Origin of the sequence: Cronobacter sakazakii (assembly GCF_000982825.1) — a bacterium.
Lineage (GTDB): Bacteria > Pseudomonadota > Gammaproteobacteria > Enterobacterales > Enterobacteriaceae > Cronobacter > Cronobacter sakazakii.
The window spans coordinates 2,226,790-2,241,449 of record NZ_CP011047.1 but is presented as its reverse complement, the minus strand read 5'-3'; the positions used below and the strand labels follow the sequence as shown (position 1 = coordinate 2,241,449).

19 protein-coding genes are annotated in these 14,660 nt (G+C 53.7%); 1 reads left to right on the top strand and 18 read right to left on the bottom strand.

The window, feature by feature from the left end; all coding sequences use genetic code 11:
* The 7 genes from CSK29544_RS10675 to CSK29544_RS10645 all read right to left on the bottom strand — a co-directional run bounded on the left by CSK29544_RS10675 (position 1) and on the right by CSK29544_RS10645 (position 6,883).
* Entirely contained in the window at positions 1–753 is a 753-nt protein-coding gene (locus CSK29544_RS10675; protein ID WP_046623021.1) for a phage minor tail protein L, read from the bottom strand.
* Between the two features lie 6 nt (positions 754–759).
* Positions 760–1,098: a phage tail protein gene (locus tag CSK29544_RS10670; RefSeq protein ID WP_007891661.1), complete on the bottom strand. Its 339-nt coding sequence runs from the start codon at positions 1,096–1,098 to the stop codon at positions 760–762.
* 45 nt (positions 1,099–1,143) lie between these two features.
* Entirely contained in the window at positions 1,144–4,470 is a 3,327-nt protein-coding gene (locus tag CSK29544_RS10665) for a phage tail tape measure protein (RefSeq protein ID WP_029039692.1), read from the bottom strand.
* Positions 4,471–4,546: 76 nt separating this feature from the next.
* Positions 4,547–5,071, bottom strand: coding sequence for a hypothetical protein (locus CSK29544_RS24225; RefSeq protein WP_133051626.1), 525 nt, complete (start codon positions 5,069–5,071; stop codon positions 4,547–4,549).
* A gap of 110 nt (positions 5,072–5,181) precedes the next feature.
* Positions 5,182–5,919 (bottom strand): Rha family transcriptional regulator, encoded by a 738-nt coding sequence (locus tag CSK29544_RS22770; protein WP_032975520.1) that lies wholly within the window; start codon positions 5,917–5,919, stop codon positions 5,182–5,184.
* Positions 5,920–5,988: 69 nt separating this feature from the next.
* Entirely contained in the window at positions 5,989–6,720 is a 732-nt protein-coding gene (locus tag CSK29544_RS10650) for a P22AR C-terminal domain-containing protein (RefSeq protein ID WP_042391847.1), read from the bottom strand.
* Positions 6,710–6,883: an Arc family DNA-binding protein gene (locus CSK29544_RS10645; RefSeq protein WP_029039695.1), complete on the bottom strand. Its 174-nt coding sequence runs from the start codon at positions 6,881–6,883 to the stop codon at positions 6,710–6,712. Before CSK29544_RS10645 ends, CSK29544_RS10650 begins: the two co-directional genes overlap by 11 nt.
* Before the next feature lie 113 nt (positions 6,884–6,996).
* Here CSK29544_RS10645 and CSK29544_RS10640 point away from each other — a divergent pair, with 113 nt between their 5' ends.
* Positions 6,997–7,371: an Arc family DNA-binding protein gene (locus tag CSK29544_RS10640; RefSeq protein WP_042391850.1), complete on the top strand. Its 375-nt coding sequence runs from the start codon at positions 6,997–6,999 to the stop codon at positions 7,369–7,371.
* Between the two features lie 5 nt (positions 7,372–7,376).
* Here CSK29544_RS10640 and CSK29544_RS10635 read toward each other — a convergent pair whose 3' ends face one another.
* Genes CSK29544_RS10635 through CSK29544_RS10590 form a run of 11 tightly spaced genes read right to left on the bottom strand, consistent with a single transcriptional unit; the run spans position 7,377 to position 14,623 of the window.
* Positions 7,377–7,646 (bottom strand): phage tail assembly protein T, encoded by a 270-nt coding sequence (locus tag CSK29544_RS10635; protein ID WP_007891672.1) that lies wholly within the window; start codon positions 7,644–7,646, stop codon positions 7,377–7,379.
* Between the two features lie 23 nt (positions 7,647–7,669).
* The gene (locus tag CSK29544_RS10630; RefSeq protein ID WP_007891673.1) at positions 7,670–8,065 is read right to left on the bottom strand and encodes a phage tail assembly chaperone; all 396 of its coding nucleotides are present in this window, start codon (positions 8,063–8,065) and stop codon (positions 7,670–7,672) included.
* Positions 8,066–8,112: 47 nt separating this feature from the next.
* A complete protein-coding gene (locus tag CSK29544_RS10625; protein ID WP_007891674.1) occupies positions 8,113–8,583 on the bottom strand; it encodes a phage tail tube protein in 471 nt (156 codons plus the stop codon).
* Between the two features lie 51 nt (positions 8,584–8,634).
* Positions 8,635–8,982 (bottom strand): tail completion protein gp17, encoded by a 348-nt coding sequence (gene gp17 / locus CSK29544_RS10620; RefSeq protein ID WP_007891675.1) that lies wholly within the window; start codon positions 8,980–8,982, stop codon positions 8,635–8,637.
* Positions 8,979–9,428, bottom strand: a complete 450-nt coding sequence (locus tag CSK29544_RS10615; RefSeq protein WP_029039696.1) for an HK97-gp10 family putative phage morphogenesis protein — start codon at positions 9,426–9,428, stop codon at positions 8,979–8,981. The genes gp17 and CSK29544_RS10615 overlap by 4 nt, the downstream gene beginning before the upstream one ends.
* Positions 9,425–9,763 carry a phage head closure protein gene (locus CSK29544_RS10610; RefSeq protein WP_029039697.1) on the bottom strand — a complete coding sequence of 113 codons (339 nt, stop codon included), beginning with the start codon at positions 9,761–9,763 and terminating at the stop codon, positions 9,425–9,427. The genes CSK29544_RS10615 and CSK29544_RS10610 overlap by 4 nt, the downstream gene beginning before the upstream one ends.
* Positions 9,764–9,775: 12 nt before the next feature.
* Positions 9,776–10,102: a head-tail connector protein gene (locus CSK29544_RS10605; RefSeq protein WP_007891680.1), complete on the bottom strand. Its 327-nt coding sequence runs from the start codon at positions 10,100–10,102 to the stop codon at positions 9,776–9,778.
* Positions 10,095–11,141: a hypothetical protein gene (locus CSK29544_RS24220; protein ID WP_007891682.1), complete on the bottom strand. Its 1,047-nt coding sequence runs from the start codon at positions 11,139–11,141 to the stop codon at positions 10,095–10,097. Before CSK29544_RS24220 ends, CSK29544_RS10605 begins: the two co-directional genes overlap by 8 nt.
* Positions 11,138–12,478, bottom strand: coding sequence for a phage portal protein (locus tag CSK29544_RS24215; protein WP_046623019.1), 1,341 nt, complete (start codon positions 12,476–12,478; stop codon positions 11,138–11,140). The genes CSK29544_RS24220 and CSK29544_RS24215 overlap by 4 nt, the downstream gene beginning before the upstream one ends.
* A complete protein-coding gene (locus CSK29544_RS24570; RefSeq protein WP_007889812.1) occupies positions 12,478–12,645 on the bottom strand; it encodes a hypothetical protein in 168 nt (55 codons plus the stop codon). Before CSK29544_RS24570 ends, CSK29544_RS24215 begins: the two co-directional genes overlap by 1 nt.
* Positions 12,646–12,682: 37 nt before the next feature.
* Entirely contained in the window at positions 12,683–14,623 is a 1,941-nt protein-coding gene (locus CSK29544_RS10590) for a phage major capsid protein (protein ID WP_029039747.1), read from the bottom strand.
* Positions 14,624–14,660: the final 37 nt, after the last annotated feature.

Genomic DNA, 14,660 nt, shown 5'->3' with positions numbered 1-14,660 from the left:
TTACCTCCGTATCAGGCTGGCACCCGGAAAGCCGCCGAAATCGAGCCGGGCATCCGGGCCAAAGCGTTTTTTACAGTCGGTCAGCAGGCCCGAGCATTTATCCTGTGCCGGGTCGGTCACCGGGTTACCTTTCAGATCAAACATGCGCGGCCCGTTGTAGGTACAGCCGTCACCGCTGCGGTATTTGTTGCGGCAGGCCCAGGTGCAGACCGCCGTGATTTGCCGCGTCGGGATCAGCAGTCCCTGCAGGTCCATCGGGCTGGAGAGGCGGAACTCCACAACTTCATTGTCTTCAGCCGACTTGCTGTCGATGTAAAACACCTGGCGGAAATACTGCCCCGGATCGGCAGACGGGTTGCCGTCGGGAAACGTGCGCGCATCGAGATACTGGCCGAACGTATCCAGAACAGTAACCTTCGCCTGTACCATGTCATCAAAGCGCAGGCAGAGCGCGGTCACCACGCCATCAAGGTTAGCGACGCGCAGCACCGGCTCCGCGCTCTGTCCGTCACTCGACGACGCCAGCCCGGTAATTTCAAATGGCCAGGCGCCGTACTCCTCGCCATCAAACCAGATGGATTTAGCGGCAAGCTTTGAGGTGTCGCCGCCGCTCGCCGCGATTTCTTCCGGCGTATGAGGAATGGTGCAGGCGTGAAAGCGCAGCACGCCCGCGCCGAACGCCGAGCCGTCGACGGTCACCAGGCGAACACTGTCGCCGGGCTCAAGCTTCTGAACGTCATTACTGATTGCCATAAGTACCTACGGAGCGAATGCCTGTGTGAAGGTCGCTGAAAGCGAATATTTACCGGCGCCCAGCGCCGACGGGCGATAAACGTCACAGCGGTAAAGCCCCGCACCTTTCAGCGGTGCCTGCCAGATGAATGAACGGCTGCCGCCATGTCTGTCGAGGAAGTCCATAATCGCGGTGATGTAGCTTTCATCCCCGACGAATTCCAGATCCCATTTCTGACCGCGGGCGTTGATGCCGTCGCCCGACGCCTGGGCATACCCGTCGCCGAACTGCGCGCGGCGGACGCGGTGAGTGACCTCGCCGCCGGCATTAATGCGCGGGCACCAGGTAAAAGTTTCGGTTGCCATGTTTCACCCATAAAAAAACCCGCCGTGGCGGGTAAGTAAGGAGGGTCAGCGCTTGCCCTGCGTGGCGTTCCACAACGGAGTGCCGGGCTTGCGCAGCTGCGTATTGATGGTATCGATGATGGCGCCGGTGATCTGGTTAGCCACCGCGCCGGCGGCATTAGCATTACCCTGCGCACCACCTGTGCCGCCTGTGAAATTAATGGTTCCGATGCTGACGCTGACACCCGCGCCGCCCTTCGTGCCACTGCCCAGCGCTTTAACACCAAGCCTGCCTGAAGCGTCGCGGGTAAGCGGCATAATGGCTTCCGGCCCGGCCTCGCCCATCACGCCCGCCCCTTTCGCAAACGCAAAAAAGGTGGGGGTATCAACGACACTGCCGCTGAATCTGCTCAGATCGGCTGACGAATAAACCCCACCCTTCGCGGCAAACTGAAAAGACGCGCCGTAGTTCTGGATGGCGGTGCCTGCATTCGCGTCGCCGGATGCGCTTCCGGCGACGCCTCCCACAATTCCTCCGAGAAGGGAGCCAAGAAGTCCACTGCCAGACGAACCGCCTCCCATCGCGTTAACCACGGCCATCTGCAGCGCAACCTTTGAGATAGTCTGCAGAACGGATAACCCCCAGTCCTTCCAGCTGGCCTTGTTACCCACCAGCATTGCGGAGACGTTATCAAGCGCACTGTCCATCGTGGAAGTGATACCTTGCGATACCGTGCCGGCAATGTTGCTGACGTTATCCATCCAGTCAGCAAGCCCCGCGCTTACGCCAGCGCGCCAGTCCAGTTCGCTGGCCTTCGCCTGCTGATATTTTTTATCAAGCGCATCCAGTGCAGCCTGGCGCGCAGCAATAGCCTCAGCCCCCTTATCGGTTTTATCAAACACGCGCTCAACTTCCTGCCGCTCGCGGTACTGCTCACGCTGACGGTTCCCCATCCCAGACGTGGCGGAGGTTAAGTCAGCTTCGTCCTGGTAGCGGCGCCCCGCATCCTTCAGATCTTTCAGCGCATCGGCCATTTCATGCTGCTTGCGGACAGCCTCATCGGCTTTCTGCGTCCACTGCGCCAGCGCCACGGCACCAGCTTCAATGGATTTGCGCTGCTCTTCGCTCCATTTAGTTCCGGCTTCATGGGAGGCGGCAAACAACTCAGCAGCTTTTTCACCCTGGTTGGCCCGAACCTTTTGCACCTCAGTGGCAATGCTGAGGTCAGCCATTTTCCGGCTGTATTGTTCGGTAGTTTGAGCGGCCTCGCGAGCGGCCTTGTCCGCATCACGTGTTGCGTCAGCCTGTGCTTTTTGAGCGGCAGCAACCTTCTGGCTATTTGCATAACCCTGCTCAGCAGCCTTTAGATAATCTGCTGCGTAAGTTGCGTTTTGAGGACCTGTGCGGCCCATATTTTGCAGCTCAATCTCTGCCTGCCGACGCACTCTGGCCAAGCCCGTTAAGCCTTCCAGTTCGGCCTGCTGCTGTTTGCGCAGTAACGTTTCCTGATCCTTATCCGATACTGGCGCTTGCGGTAGTCGAAGCGGGGACGCAGTTAAAGTCGTGTTGCGGGCAAGTGCTTCATTAATACCGTCAAGCGTTTGACGAAATAATGTACCCTGCCCGTTCATTAATATTAGATTATTATAATAAGCTGTTTGCGCGGCGGCATTCTGACGCAACAGCATGTTATGTCGATCTGTTGTTGCGATAAGTTGACTTAATATTTCATTTCTTCGCCTCTCAGCATCAGTTAATTCTTGGTTAACATTAACCAATGCTTCCTGAGCGTTATTATATGACCAGCTACCCTCCTCACTATTCTTCATGGCCTGACGAGCATTATATTGTTGCTGGTTTAATTCAGCGATTCGGTTATTTAGAAGTGATAATTCTTCGGCCTGGGCTCTCATAGAAACCGATGACTTATCGATTTCATTTGTTAAGTTACCCTGCGGAATGGCGACACCACTCACTGGTTTTGCTTTAGAAATTTCTTCGCCGTAGTCCAAGGCAGCTTTACGGGCCTGTTCGCTCTTCTCATAAACATACAGCCATGCTGCGCCGACAGCCATCAATGCGCCAGGCCAACCACCTATAACAGATAGCGCGCCGCTTAAGCCTGATTTAGCAAAACTGGTAAGCGATGTGGCTTTGTTGAGATTTTCCTGAGCGGTTATTACTGCCCTGTTAGACAGGACAAGAGAGGCATTGGCCGCCATCATCTCACTGCGTTTTTTGATCAGATTTTGTGAGGCAATTACCGATGCGTTGGTATTTTTAGCTACGTTTGCTTCTGCCACAGCCAATGCATAATCTGACCTTGCAGCTTCCGCTGCCGCAACCGCCTTTCTTTGAGATTGAGTTGCGGAATAAAGCTGCGCATCAGCCAGTGCGATTGTTTCCTTTTTGGCAGATACAAGCTTGCCAATCGAGTCAGAAACACCAGTAGCAATACCACCGAAGTATTTCGCTACGCCAACTCCAGCCAAAACCGCTCCGGCAGCGGCAACATTATCAATATTGTTAGCCAGGCCATCTAAAGCACCAGCTAAAGCTGAGGAAGCACCGGTAGCTTCGCTGGCCCCGCCAACCCAAGCCATAAAAGCATTCTGCACTTTCTGAGCAGATCCACTTACTGTGGCGGGAAGCGATTCGAACTCTTTACGAAGCTGAGAAACATTGGTTAGCAATGGGACGATCTTTTCAGTGGTTAGTTCGCCATTGTTAGCCATATTACGCAGGCCGCCGACAGATGTATTAAGCCCATCAGCAAGGAATTTTGCGAGGCGCCCGCCACTTTCCATAATGGCGTTAAATTCCTCACCTCGCAGGACACCGGAGCCAAGCGCCTGGCTTAATTGTGTAATTACCGAACTTGCTTCTTCTGTGCTGGCGCCGGACAACTTGAGGGAGGTCGCCACGGTTTCGGTGACGTTTGCCACGTCCGCAGATGCATAGCCAGCGTCACGCAGAGACTGTGCGATTCTGCTGTAGAGGTTGGCGTTTGCCTCAAACGAGGTTCCGGTCCGCTGACTGATAGACATCAGCGACTGTTGCGCCATGGTAAAGTCCTGTGCCGAGGAGGAAGCGAGGCGCAGACGACCATTCAGCTGGTTCCAGGTATCGGCATAATGAATAAGCTGTCCGGTAGCAAATGCTCCTGCAAAAGCACCAACCATACCCGCAGCAGAAGCGCGTACAGATGCAAGTTGAGAGTTCAATTCAGCCAGTGCGCGCTGAGTTTCTCGGGTAGATGCCGCAGCCCGACGACCACCCTGCTCCATGGTCCTGTAATAATCTGAACCCATGCGTGAAGCTCGGGCGATTTCAGACTGGAAGGATTGGGAGTTAGCGGATATTTTGATTATTAATTCGCGTAGAGTTGCCATTTAGCCCTCCAAACAAAAAAGGCTACGAATGTAGCCTTTTTGAATAAACAGTATTTTCAGTAAGTAAGCAGAACCCTTATTTACAGTGCACGTCTGATCCATTTTGATTTGAGAATCCAACACATTCGTTACCATTACCATCAAAGCTATAAGCTTCAATACTTCCATCTGGATTAACAACGCTATATGAATCTCCCCCATGTTTTTTGGCGAAAGATTTATGTGTTTCATATTGATGCCGTTTTGCTTTTTCTAGAGACTTTAACGCATCAGACTTCTCTTTTTCATCAATGGCTTTCGCTTCGGAATTCCCTGCTATTGCAGCATAGTGCGCATTGCATTGGTAAGGGATGTAATTAAAGAGAAAATTGTCATTTGGGTTTTCGTTAACAATACCAATATTAGAATCATGCTCTGGCTTTAAATAAAATGCATGGTTACCACAATAAGCATCAGCTTTTGATTGAGCTAAATTTATGTCAGTTGTGCTGTAGATTTTAACCCAACCATTTTCCTGGTCGAACGTATCCTGTAACGTGCGCTGTTGCTTGCATCCTAATAAAGATAAGGTTGCAACAGTGATCAAGACTATTTTTTTCATATCCCTTTCTCCTTGTTTAAAATGCTGAAAGAGTATCAGGGATCGAAGCGACGACAAAACCCGCAATTAAGCGGGTTTGAGATAAGCACCTACATTTCTTGTGTAGGTAGTCAGAACAGTTTCTGTAGGTCTACGCCATATACAGCAAGCCATGCCTCGCGGGGCCACGACTTCACCGTGCCAAATCGCGGATCTTCGACTTCATGCGGATCAGTGTCATTCTCCCTGCACCATTTGCGGAGCGGCTGCCATTTGAATTTCTGCCCGAGTTTCTTCTCTACCGGGATGATGGCGGCGTAGTTCTTTCCTTCCCCTATCCGTTCAGCCAATTTGTTCTTGGCGCGGACGGCTGCTGATGCTGTAGCCATTGCTGTAGCTTCACGTTTTTCACCGATCCAGGCTTTAGTTTCAATAGCCTGATCGCGCTCTAAAGCAATCTGCTCCTTTTCTGTTTCTGCTTGAACCAGCGCGAGTAATGCTTCTTTGTAGTTACCAGGTAAAGAGCGGCGGTTTATCTGCGCCTCCAACTGGTAGATATGTCTGATTACCGTCATACGAAGAACTGCACTATAGCCAGTAAGCAGGCACTCCACATGTGGCTTATCCAGCCTGAAGTGTGACACATAGCCGCGAGAATCAACCGTTACATCAACACCATCAGCCAACGTAACCGTTTGATTTTTCTTATGGCTCAGATCTGAGCCATCTTTTGCAACCCCATAAAGGTCATCAATCATTTCCCAGATATCGCGGATAACATTCTTATGATCCTTCCCGGTGAGCTTCGCAATCTCACGGCTGGACATAGTGACATGCGATCTTTGGTCTGCTATCTTTAATGCAGTCATAGACGTTCCTATACGTTGTTAGACATCAGTAGACCGCCAGCAGCCACTGGCGGTTTTTCTTTTTGGTGATCAGTGGAAGTCCACCGGCACCCTCAGCCACGTTAGTGGAAGTTTCAAATTTTCTTCTCGGGCACCATTATGAGCGTTCTTATCAATGTGGGCAGTGTGCTCTCGTAGAATGTCCCTCGCCCTTACAAATACATAGTTGAACTCATTGCCGTAATCGTACGCCTTGCCCGCATACTCAGATTTAAGGCCTCTCAGCGCCGGATGAATGTCCCTGGCGAAAACTCGCATACGCTCGGCCACATGCCACATCCATGCCAGCTCGCATAACTCTTCGTCCGTAAAATGTTTGGCGATAGGAGATTGCTCCACTTCGCGATCCAGAATATCCAACACCCACTTGCGAAATTCTTTAGCTACTGGAGTGCGGGCGAACATAGCTAACAAATGAGCGCCACGCAGTGAGAAGACGCGGGTCTTCATGCGACGAGATGAGCCGTTAATACCATTGGTCATCGATTCAATGACCATTGTCATTGCCGGTGAGAACTCATCAGCATACTGGTTAAAAAGGTTCGTAACTGACTTTGTGCTGCTGTAGTGGAGCGCCTTAGCAATATCCCCGGAGGTAAGCCAAATTCCCTGCATTTCAGAAACAGGAGTCAGGTTAACACCATGGAAGTTAAGTTCTGATTTGGCTACAATGTTCATGTTGGTTTTCTCGCAAAGGTTAACTGACAAATTAGAGGCCCTGACTGTTAGCGCAGTTGGGGCTTCGCTGTTTTTACTGACCATTAGCCCTTTCCTCTCTCAGGCTCTTTGCCAGCCGCTGAACAATCGCTGAGTTAATAGAGATGCCGTCCATTTCTGCCAGCTTGCGAATTTCCTCGTCCATGCGCTCCGGAAGTCTCAAATTGAAAACCACATTTTTACGACCGGTATAAATCACATCTTGCATTTCCTATCTCCTTACAATGGCACCAACTTGGTGCTAGTACCAATTTAGCACCATTTAACATGGTGTCAAGTAGGTGCTATTGTTAATCGTCAAAATTACAATTTTGAGGATTTATGAGTAAGTTCCCAAGCCAAGAAATGGACAGATTTAACGTTAGGCTTCCGGCAGGAATGAGGGAGGCAATAGCTGCTAGAGCCAAAGAAAACGGCAGGTCGATGAATACTGAAATCATTTTCATGATTGATGAGGCACTAAAGTCTCCCATACCAACTGCCGTTGATAACTCAAAGCTAATGAGAACCTATGGCGACCTTTCCCAGCGCAGGCCTAAAACTCCCGAAGAATTTTCTAAATGGGAGGAAGAAATGACAAATGTCACATTTTATCTCATGGAACAAATGTCATCATATACACAGATGTATCAAGCACTTAAAAACCTACATAGCCAAGCCAAGCATGACGTTTTCAAAAACAAAAAGCCCACCTGAGTGGGCTAACCAGCCAGCGCGGCAAAGAAACCTTCCAGCTCGGCGCTTTCTTCGTTCGGTTCCGTCGCGCTCCACTGAAGAAGCAGATCGTCCAGACTCAGCCTTGCGCCCTGCGAGTTAAGTACCGCTGCGGAAATCTGCGCGGCCTGAATATCGCCGCGCCGGTCGCTGATGGGGTTCAGTCGGTCAAACTCAATCCACATACGCAGTTCACTGGCCGTCAGAGTCTGCTTCAGCTCATGAAGCGTACGACCCAGACGGAGCGCCAGCGTCATCAGAAAGTAAGTACCGGGCTGGCTTACGGCTTTTCCACATCGGCCGCCGTAGTGGTCAGTTCCAGTGCCTGTTTAAGAAGACGGGCATGCACCGGACCGTAGAACTGTTCAATCTGCGTTTTATCTTCTTCGTTAAAGACCTGTGAGCCGTCTTCTTCAAGAAGCACATCGATAAACAGCACCACATCAGCGCTCTTGTTACGCAGTGCGCGTTCTGCTGCCGTCAGCTCTTCAGGTTCGCCCTCTCCCTGCTTCGGGTTCAGCACCTGCTGCCATTCCAGCCACGCCTGAGCGGAGGGTTCACGCAGTTTTACCGTGGCGTTTTCCCATTCCGGGACGGTAACGATTTTGGTACGAAAGCCTGCCATCGGTGCCAGCGCCAGCGCGCGTAGTGAATTCTTTGAAACGTTATTTGCCATTTGATCTTGTCCTATGATCTCGGTAATTAAAAAGCGGCCGAAGCCGCTCAGGAACCAGCCGCATAAATGCGTTTAGTTTTGCCACGAACGCGCAGGGAGTAAGTGGCGCCGACCACCGAGGACGTGGACGCAGACCAGGAACTCTGTCGAACCTCAACCAGCGCGTAGTATCCATTGCCGGAAGGAAACACAACCCGAAGGGCGCGCAGTTCGTCATTTTCATAGGCGGTCTGCAGGGCTTCCTGCGCAGCTTCGTCACCAACCCAGTTACGGGTGATGCTCATTTCAGCAGGCGCGGCAAGGCCGTTAGTCTGCTCCTGCTCGGTCGAGCACAACGTAGTGACGTCGATGTCCCCTTTTTGACCTCCGGTGAAAGAAATCTCTTTCGTGGCACAGGCTGCCTCCAGCCAGGAAACGCCAGCTCCGGGGAAAGTAGAGGAATTAAATTCATCTGCTGTAACAGGCGCGGCGGAGACTGAAAAGGTCATCCCCTTTGTGACTTCGTACTTACTGGTCATGATTTCTCCAGATAAAAAAGACCGCCGCAGCGGTCTGTTATGGTGGGTAATTTAAACGGTTACCTGAAATTCGAGCGTCGCCCGGTGATAGCGCATGTCAGGCTCATAGCTTGGTGTTTTGACAATGTTTTCTGGCTTCAATGCCTGCAAAGCATCGAGGGCCATATCCCTGATATTGCGCGCTTCAGTAATAGTGCTGGAGTAGACATCGACCTGCACAGAAACGGCAGACTCCGCCTGTCCGCAGAGAACCTCAGCAGCCACGTCGGTAATAATCGAGTAAATTACCCAAGGCGGCGAGACTGAAGGCTTCCCGTCACTGCCGAGCGGCACAACGTAGGGATAAACCTGCCCTCCGGCAAGATGCGCCAGCAGAGGGTAGAGATTGTCTTCCGTCATTTGCTTAACGCCTCGTCAATGGCCTGATTCATGCGCCTGATCGCCACCTCCGTCGCCTGCTCCTGGCGAACATCGAACGCGGGACGAACGAAAGGGTGTGGTGGCATATTAACGGTACCCATTTCAACGAATCGCCAGTAGAAAGCATTGCGTGGGTTATTCGCCTTCATCGTGTTATCGCTGTTGCCGGTGCGGGGATTAACGCCACGGATATGGACGCCTGAAGAAATTTCTCCACGGCGGCGCGCCTTCTGGGTCAGGATAACCACGTTTTTCTTCATCTTTCCTGTACGTTCTGGCGCCCGCTGGATAACTTCCTCTCTCAGCACTTCCGCACCAGCACGGGTGGCATCGCGCAAGACTTTGTTATTCTCTGCGCGGCTGAGAGTCTCAAGGTCTCGAGCTATTTCATCGAGCCCGGAGAAGTCGAGGTTTATGTCGATCACTTTTCACCTCCCTGCTTACAGAGAATTTCAAGCTGAATGCAACTGGCGTCGGGGATTGGCGGCCCCACCACGCTCAGGACAACCCCTTTAAACGCGCCGCTTAACACCCTTAGGCGGGAGGCAGCGGTAATATCCCGCCTGAATCGCACCCAGACGCGAACAGTTGCCGTAGCTGTCTCCGCGCCAGAAGAAACCAGTTCCCTGCCACTGATCCCCTTAACTTCAGCCCAGACGGTTTTACCTTCTTCCCATTTTTCAACGAGCTGACCTGATGGGTCCCGGACAGCCGTGAACTTAAGGATGGAAACCCGATCGCGTAAGCGCCCTGCCTGCATAGCACCTCCTCGCTATAAAATCGTTGGCCGACGGAGATCGTAGATAAGCATCGTGACGGAGAGCGGCAACTCACCTTGCTGAAGCTTTTCTTCCTCTTCACCACCCCGATTGCGATCCAGCCAGCCCAAGAGCATGAGCAGCGCCGTCTGCGTGCGTCGTAACGGTTCACCTTCGATCAGCGCGCCATCACTGTTGACAATAAGGTCACGGCTTCCCTGCACATAAGCGAGAATAGCGGCGCTGCCGGCCTGAATTTTCAGGGTCAGATCAGCATCTCCGGCATCATCATCTATGCGCAGGTGCTCTTTTGCCTGCAGGAGAGTAACCAGCTCAATCACGTTTATCCCTCCCGTCGCGCCCGCGCTTGGTCGCCAGCGTCCAGCCTTTAGCTCCCGTTTCGCCCGGTTTGTCCTGCGTCTGCTCGTCGCAGTGCCAGAGGGATCCGCCCCACGTTACCGTGTCGCCTGGCAGGTATTCCTGACCGGATTTGAACACGCCTTTATAAATCATGACCGGAACGTCAAACGATTTGGTTTCTCTGCTGCCGCTGGCGCGGTTAACCGTCAGGGTGAAGCGCCGCTGCTCGGAACGCTCAATCTCCACGCCCGCCACACCATCAACCACACATTCCCATCCGCGCATGCCGTGCGTTTTCTCATAAGCACGCCACAAGCCGCCGTTATGGGTTGCATAAGAGCCGCGAGGGTAGCTTTTCTCTTCATCAATGAATGGCAGAATTTCCAGTGCCAGCGCGTCGCGGCCATCTTCGCCATCCCTGCCCGGTTCAGCTGTCGGCAATGCGGCCACGGCTTCGCTAACCAGCGTTTTCACATCCGGAAGAACCGGTATTGACGCTGCGACGAGTTGCTCCAGCATAGGCTGCACGTCTTCAGGTGTAAGGCTTTTGCCGTCCTGCGGTACCGGGATGGCAGCTACCGCATCGCTTACAGCCTCTTCCACCGCCTGCTTCAGTACCGCCGGATCGTAATCCTTACCGTCTTTCGGTGTTGGTAAGGCGGCGAATGCTTTGTCCACCATCTCCTGAAGCATTGGCTGCACGTCGTCGGGCGTCAGGCTTTTTCCATCCTCCGGAGGCGGGATATTGGCTACAGCTTCACTGACCATGGAGGCGATATCAGGCAGTTGAGGAAGCTCAGGCGCTGGCAGAGCGGCCACAGCCTCTTCCACCATGGCGCCGAAGTCGGGCGCCGGGATGCTTTTGATTTCTTCCAGTTGACGGGAAAGCATGTTCAGCTTTTCATCATATACCTGGCGCTGCTCATCAAGGCTTTTAGTGAATCCTTCGCGCATTTCGGTGAGAGCCTGCCCGAACTCCTCACCGAGCACCTTTATCAGCGTTAATTCGCGTTCATTCATTTGGTAAGCAATCCTCTGAGCATGGCTTTTGCCGCCGATTGTTCAGCGTCAGACAGAGCCTTTCCTTCATCACTGGCGGGTTGCGATGGTGCAGGCGCACTGCTTTTGCCGAATGGATCATCCGAGGCATCGCGGCGGGCCAGCGCGCCAAGACTGTAGTTCTGCTGCTGAAGGTAAAGCTCATCACCACCAGTAACGGGCGGCAGGTTTTCACTGCGTCGCGCCTCATTAGGCGTCAGGATGGTATTTTTCACGCCTTCGCCCAGCGTTTTTATACGCCGTTCGCTGTCCATTCGCAGCAGCGCGTTAACATCAAATTCGGTGCCGGTATCACCCTCCAGAACAAACGCTTCATCCAGCAACAGCTCAATCGACTCGATAAGCGTCTGCAGGCACTGCGAGTAATACTGCTGCTCCAGCGCCTCGATGTTGTCGTAAGAGGGCAGCTCACCTATACCGGCTTTGTAAGCGGGAACGTGAAACACCGAACAGACGATTTTCGCGGTCATCTGAAGCTGTTCAACCATCTGAGCATCTGCGGCCGTCATAGCCGTTGGGTTGTACTTGGCGCCATTACTCAGAATTGCAGTTTTACCGGCGTTTTCCCCCGTATATCCCGTATCCCAGTTGTTTTTCAGGATGCGGGCATTTTCCTCGCTGATGCTACCCGGCACTTCAATAACCCCGCTGGGCTTGCCGCCGTTGCGGAAGAAGAAGGCCGCATTTTCCTGAATATGGTGCCCCTGCATCGCTGCCAGGCCGGCAGCATAAATCGGTGAAAGACCGATAAGCGGATGAAATAGGCAGTTAAACCGGTCGTGGATAACCTCGCGTGCCGGCACCGTCACTGATGATTCAACACCCGTCATGTTATCGGGGTTAATCTGGTAAAAAACGGAACCGTCATCCGCAACCAGCGGCGTAACCTTGTTCCAGTCCAGAATGCGCAGCTCTGTGATTTCTCCCCGGGTATTACGGATCTTCAGGACAACCGTATTCCCGTAGCAAAGCTTGGAGTTAAGCCAGCATTCGAAAAACTGCATCCGGTTCTGGAACGCATTCGGGCGCCTGTAAATCCTGGCGGTGCTGCCGTTATTGTTTTCTTTCCAGATGCCGTTTGAGTCGCGGCGCATCAACCGCACGGGCATTTTGGCGATATCACTCGCAATCAGCGATATACAGGCAAACACCGCGTGAAAGGAAAGCACTGTCGTCTGGTTAATCTCCAGATTGCGCTGCCAGGCACCGGCGAAAGGCTCATGGATAAGAGACATCCAGCCGCCGCGGCTGGTTGGCTGCTGAAGCGCTTTTTCTTTTCTCCGGAAAGGATTCCACATCAGCCATTCCCCGCATTATTTTTCTTTTTCCCGCCACCAGCACGCTTTGCGCCGGTGTACTCAGCCTTGCCCAGCAGCACCAGCACCCTCGCGCACTGGTCATCCACGGTTTTTTCATCGCCGGGCTTAGAGTCGTGGGTGCGCTGGAGATATCGGATTTTTGCCATGCAAAATGGCGGGGTCGCCCCCGCCCTCCTGAGTTGGTTAGCTGGTCTGGGTGGTGCCGTAGTTCACACCGGAAATCACGGCGACGGCAGCGGTACGGCGGCGCTTCCAGTTAATCCAGCGTTCGGCGCGGATAGCCACGCTGTTGGTCTGGAACATGGAAACCAGCTCGGTGCCCGTACCATTAACGCTGTCGCCGGTTGGTTCGCTCTGCATTTCGAGCGAGGCCTCGCGGGACATATCCACGGCAACGCCGCCGTCGTCAGCCAGATAGATATCCGGCGCGTTAACCAGCACCAGCTGGCTGCCCACATACTGGGAGACGATAACCGGCAGACCCTGGAAGGTACCGCCCAGCAGCGTCATTTCCGGATACTCTTTCTGACCCAGCGCGTTTTTACGCATGGACAGCGCCAGCGCGGTGGTGCTGGACATCAGCCAGACTGCACCGTTCGGTTGCAGGTTAGCAGCGACAAACACGCCAAAAGCCGCCGCTGCGTCGTCGTCCGGATTACCGGTGGACGGGATAGCGGTAATGCCGTTGGTAACGGAAGCCGGCGACACGTTGGCGACTTCCGCCTTGGACGGGTTGATAAAGTCAGTATCGAGACGGGCAATAACCGCTTCGGCCAGAGCATTGCGCACCAGCGCATCGGCTGCCGGGTTGGAGAAGCGGATAAGTTCGTCGGTCAGCACCGCGATTGCGGCCACTTTGGCAAAGCTGAAGGTGATCGACTCAAAGTCAAACTTGGTCAGCGGCTTCGCCTTGCCCTGCCCTACCCAGTTCGCTGAACCGCCGGAGGTCTGCGCCGGGATGCGGATGTTAAACGGCACCTGGCGCAGCGCCGGGATGTTACCCTGCCCGAAGCGGCCAATAATGGTCTGCGGTCGCAGGAACTCCACGAAATCCTGTGCGTATTCCTGGTATTCAACCAGCGCGCCAGCCCATTTCGGATCGGTAGTGGTGCCAGCGCCGACGGCCGCCTTCAGGACATGATGCAGTTTCGCATCGTCCGGATATTGCTTACGCGCAATCTCCAGCGCCTCGGAGCGGCTGCCGTTCGCGGCGGCCAGCGCCTTGGCGAAGCGGGCAAAGGCGATGCCTTTTTCCAGCTTCTGCTCTACGCGGATGATGCCCGGCGCGTTGGTCGTTACGACATTTACATCGCCGCCCGCCGCTTTGCTTACCGGTTTGGCAGTCGCAGCAAGGTTACTTTCCATGTCACGAAGGCGCTTCAGGTGCGCATCCACGGATTTGATTTCGGCTGAGGTGTTGTCGTAGCTTTCTTCTTCTTCCGAATCAAGCGTACGCCCGGCTTCAGCGGCTTTAGCCATGATGTCGGAGAGAGACGCCGCCAGCGCCGAACGCTTCGCTTCAAAGCTTTTGATTTGTTCTGCGATATTCATCGAACTGTTTCCTTTATTGGTAATGGTTTTGGGTGCTGTAGCGCCAGCGGACTGTGTTGCTTTAACCACCGGTTTCTCTTTGCCTGCCGCGGCGAGTAACTGGCGGTCGAATGATTTAACGGAGTTAATGGAGCATTCGGCGTTTGCCGGAATGGTCACTGCCGAGACTTCAAGAAGGTCCCAGGAAAGAAAGCGGATCCCGCCTTCATCCAGGAAGGAATATTCAATCGGCCGGAAGCCGATAGAGAGACCGCGCACCAGCCCAGCCTTAATGGATGCCCAGGCCTCATCGAGGCGGGCAACAAGCTGGGACGGCATATCCGGGGTGGGTTTCACCAGTCTTGCTGTGATCTCCAGCCCGCCCTTCACCATTTTCGGGGTGCAGGTGCCGATGGGTTGCGAGCGGTCATGCTGCCAGAGGAACGGCGTGTCGCTGCGGAACTTGGCGCCCTCCGGCTCCATAATGTCCCCGTCACGGTCGGGAGATGGTGTGGAAGCGATGCCGGTAATGATCCGCTCGTCCTCGTTCACCGCCTTTACCGTCATGAGGGTGCATGCGCGATTAAGCGTCATTTAGCTGCCTCCTGAAACGAAAAAACCCGCCGGAGCG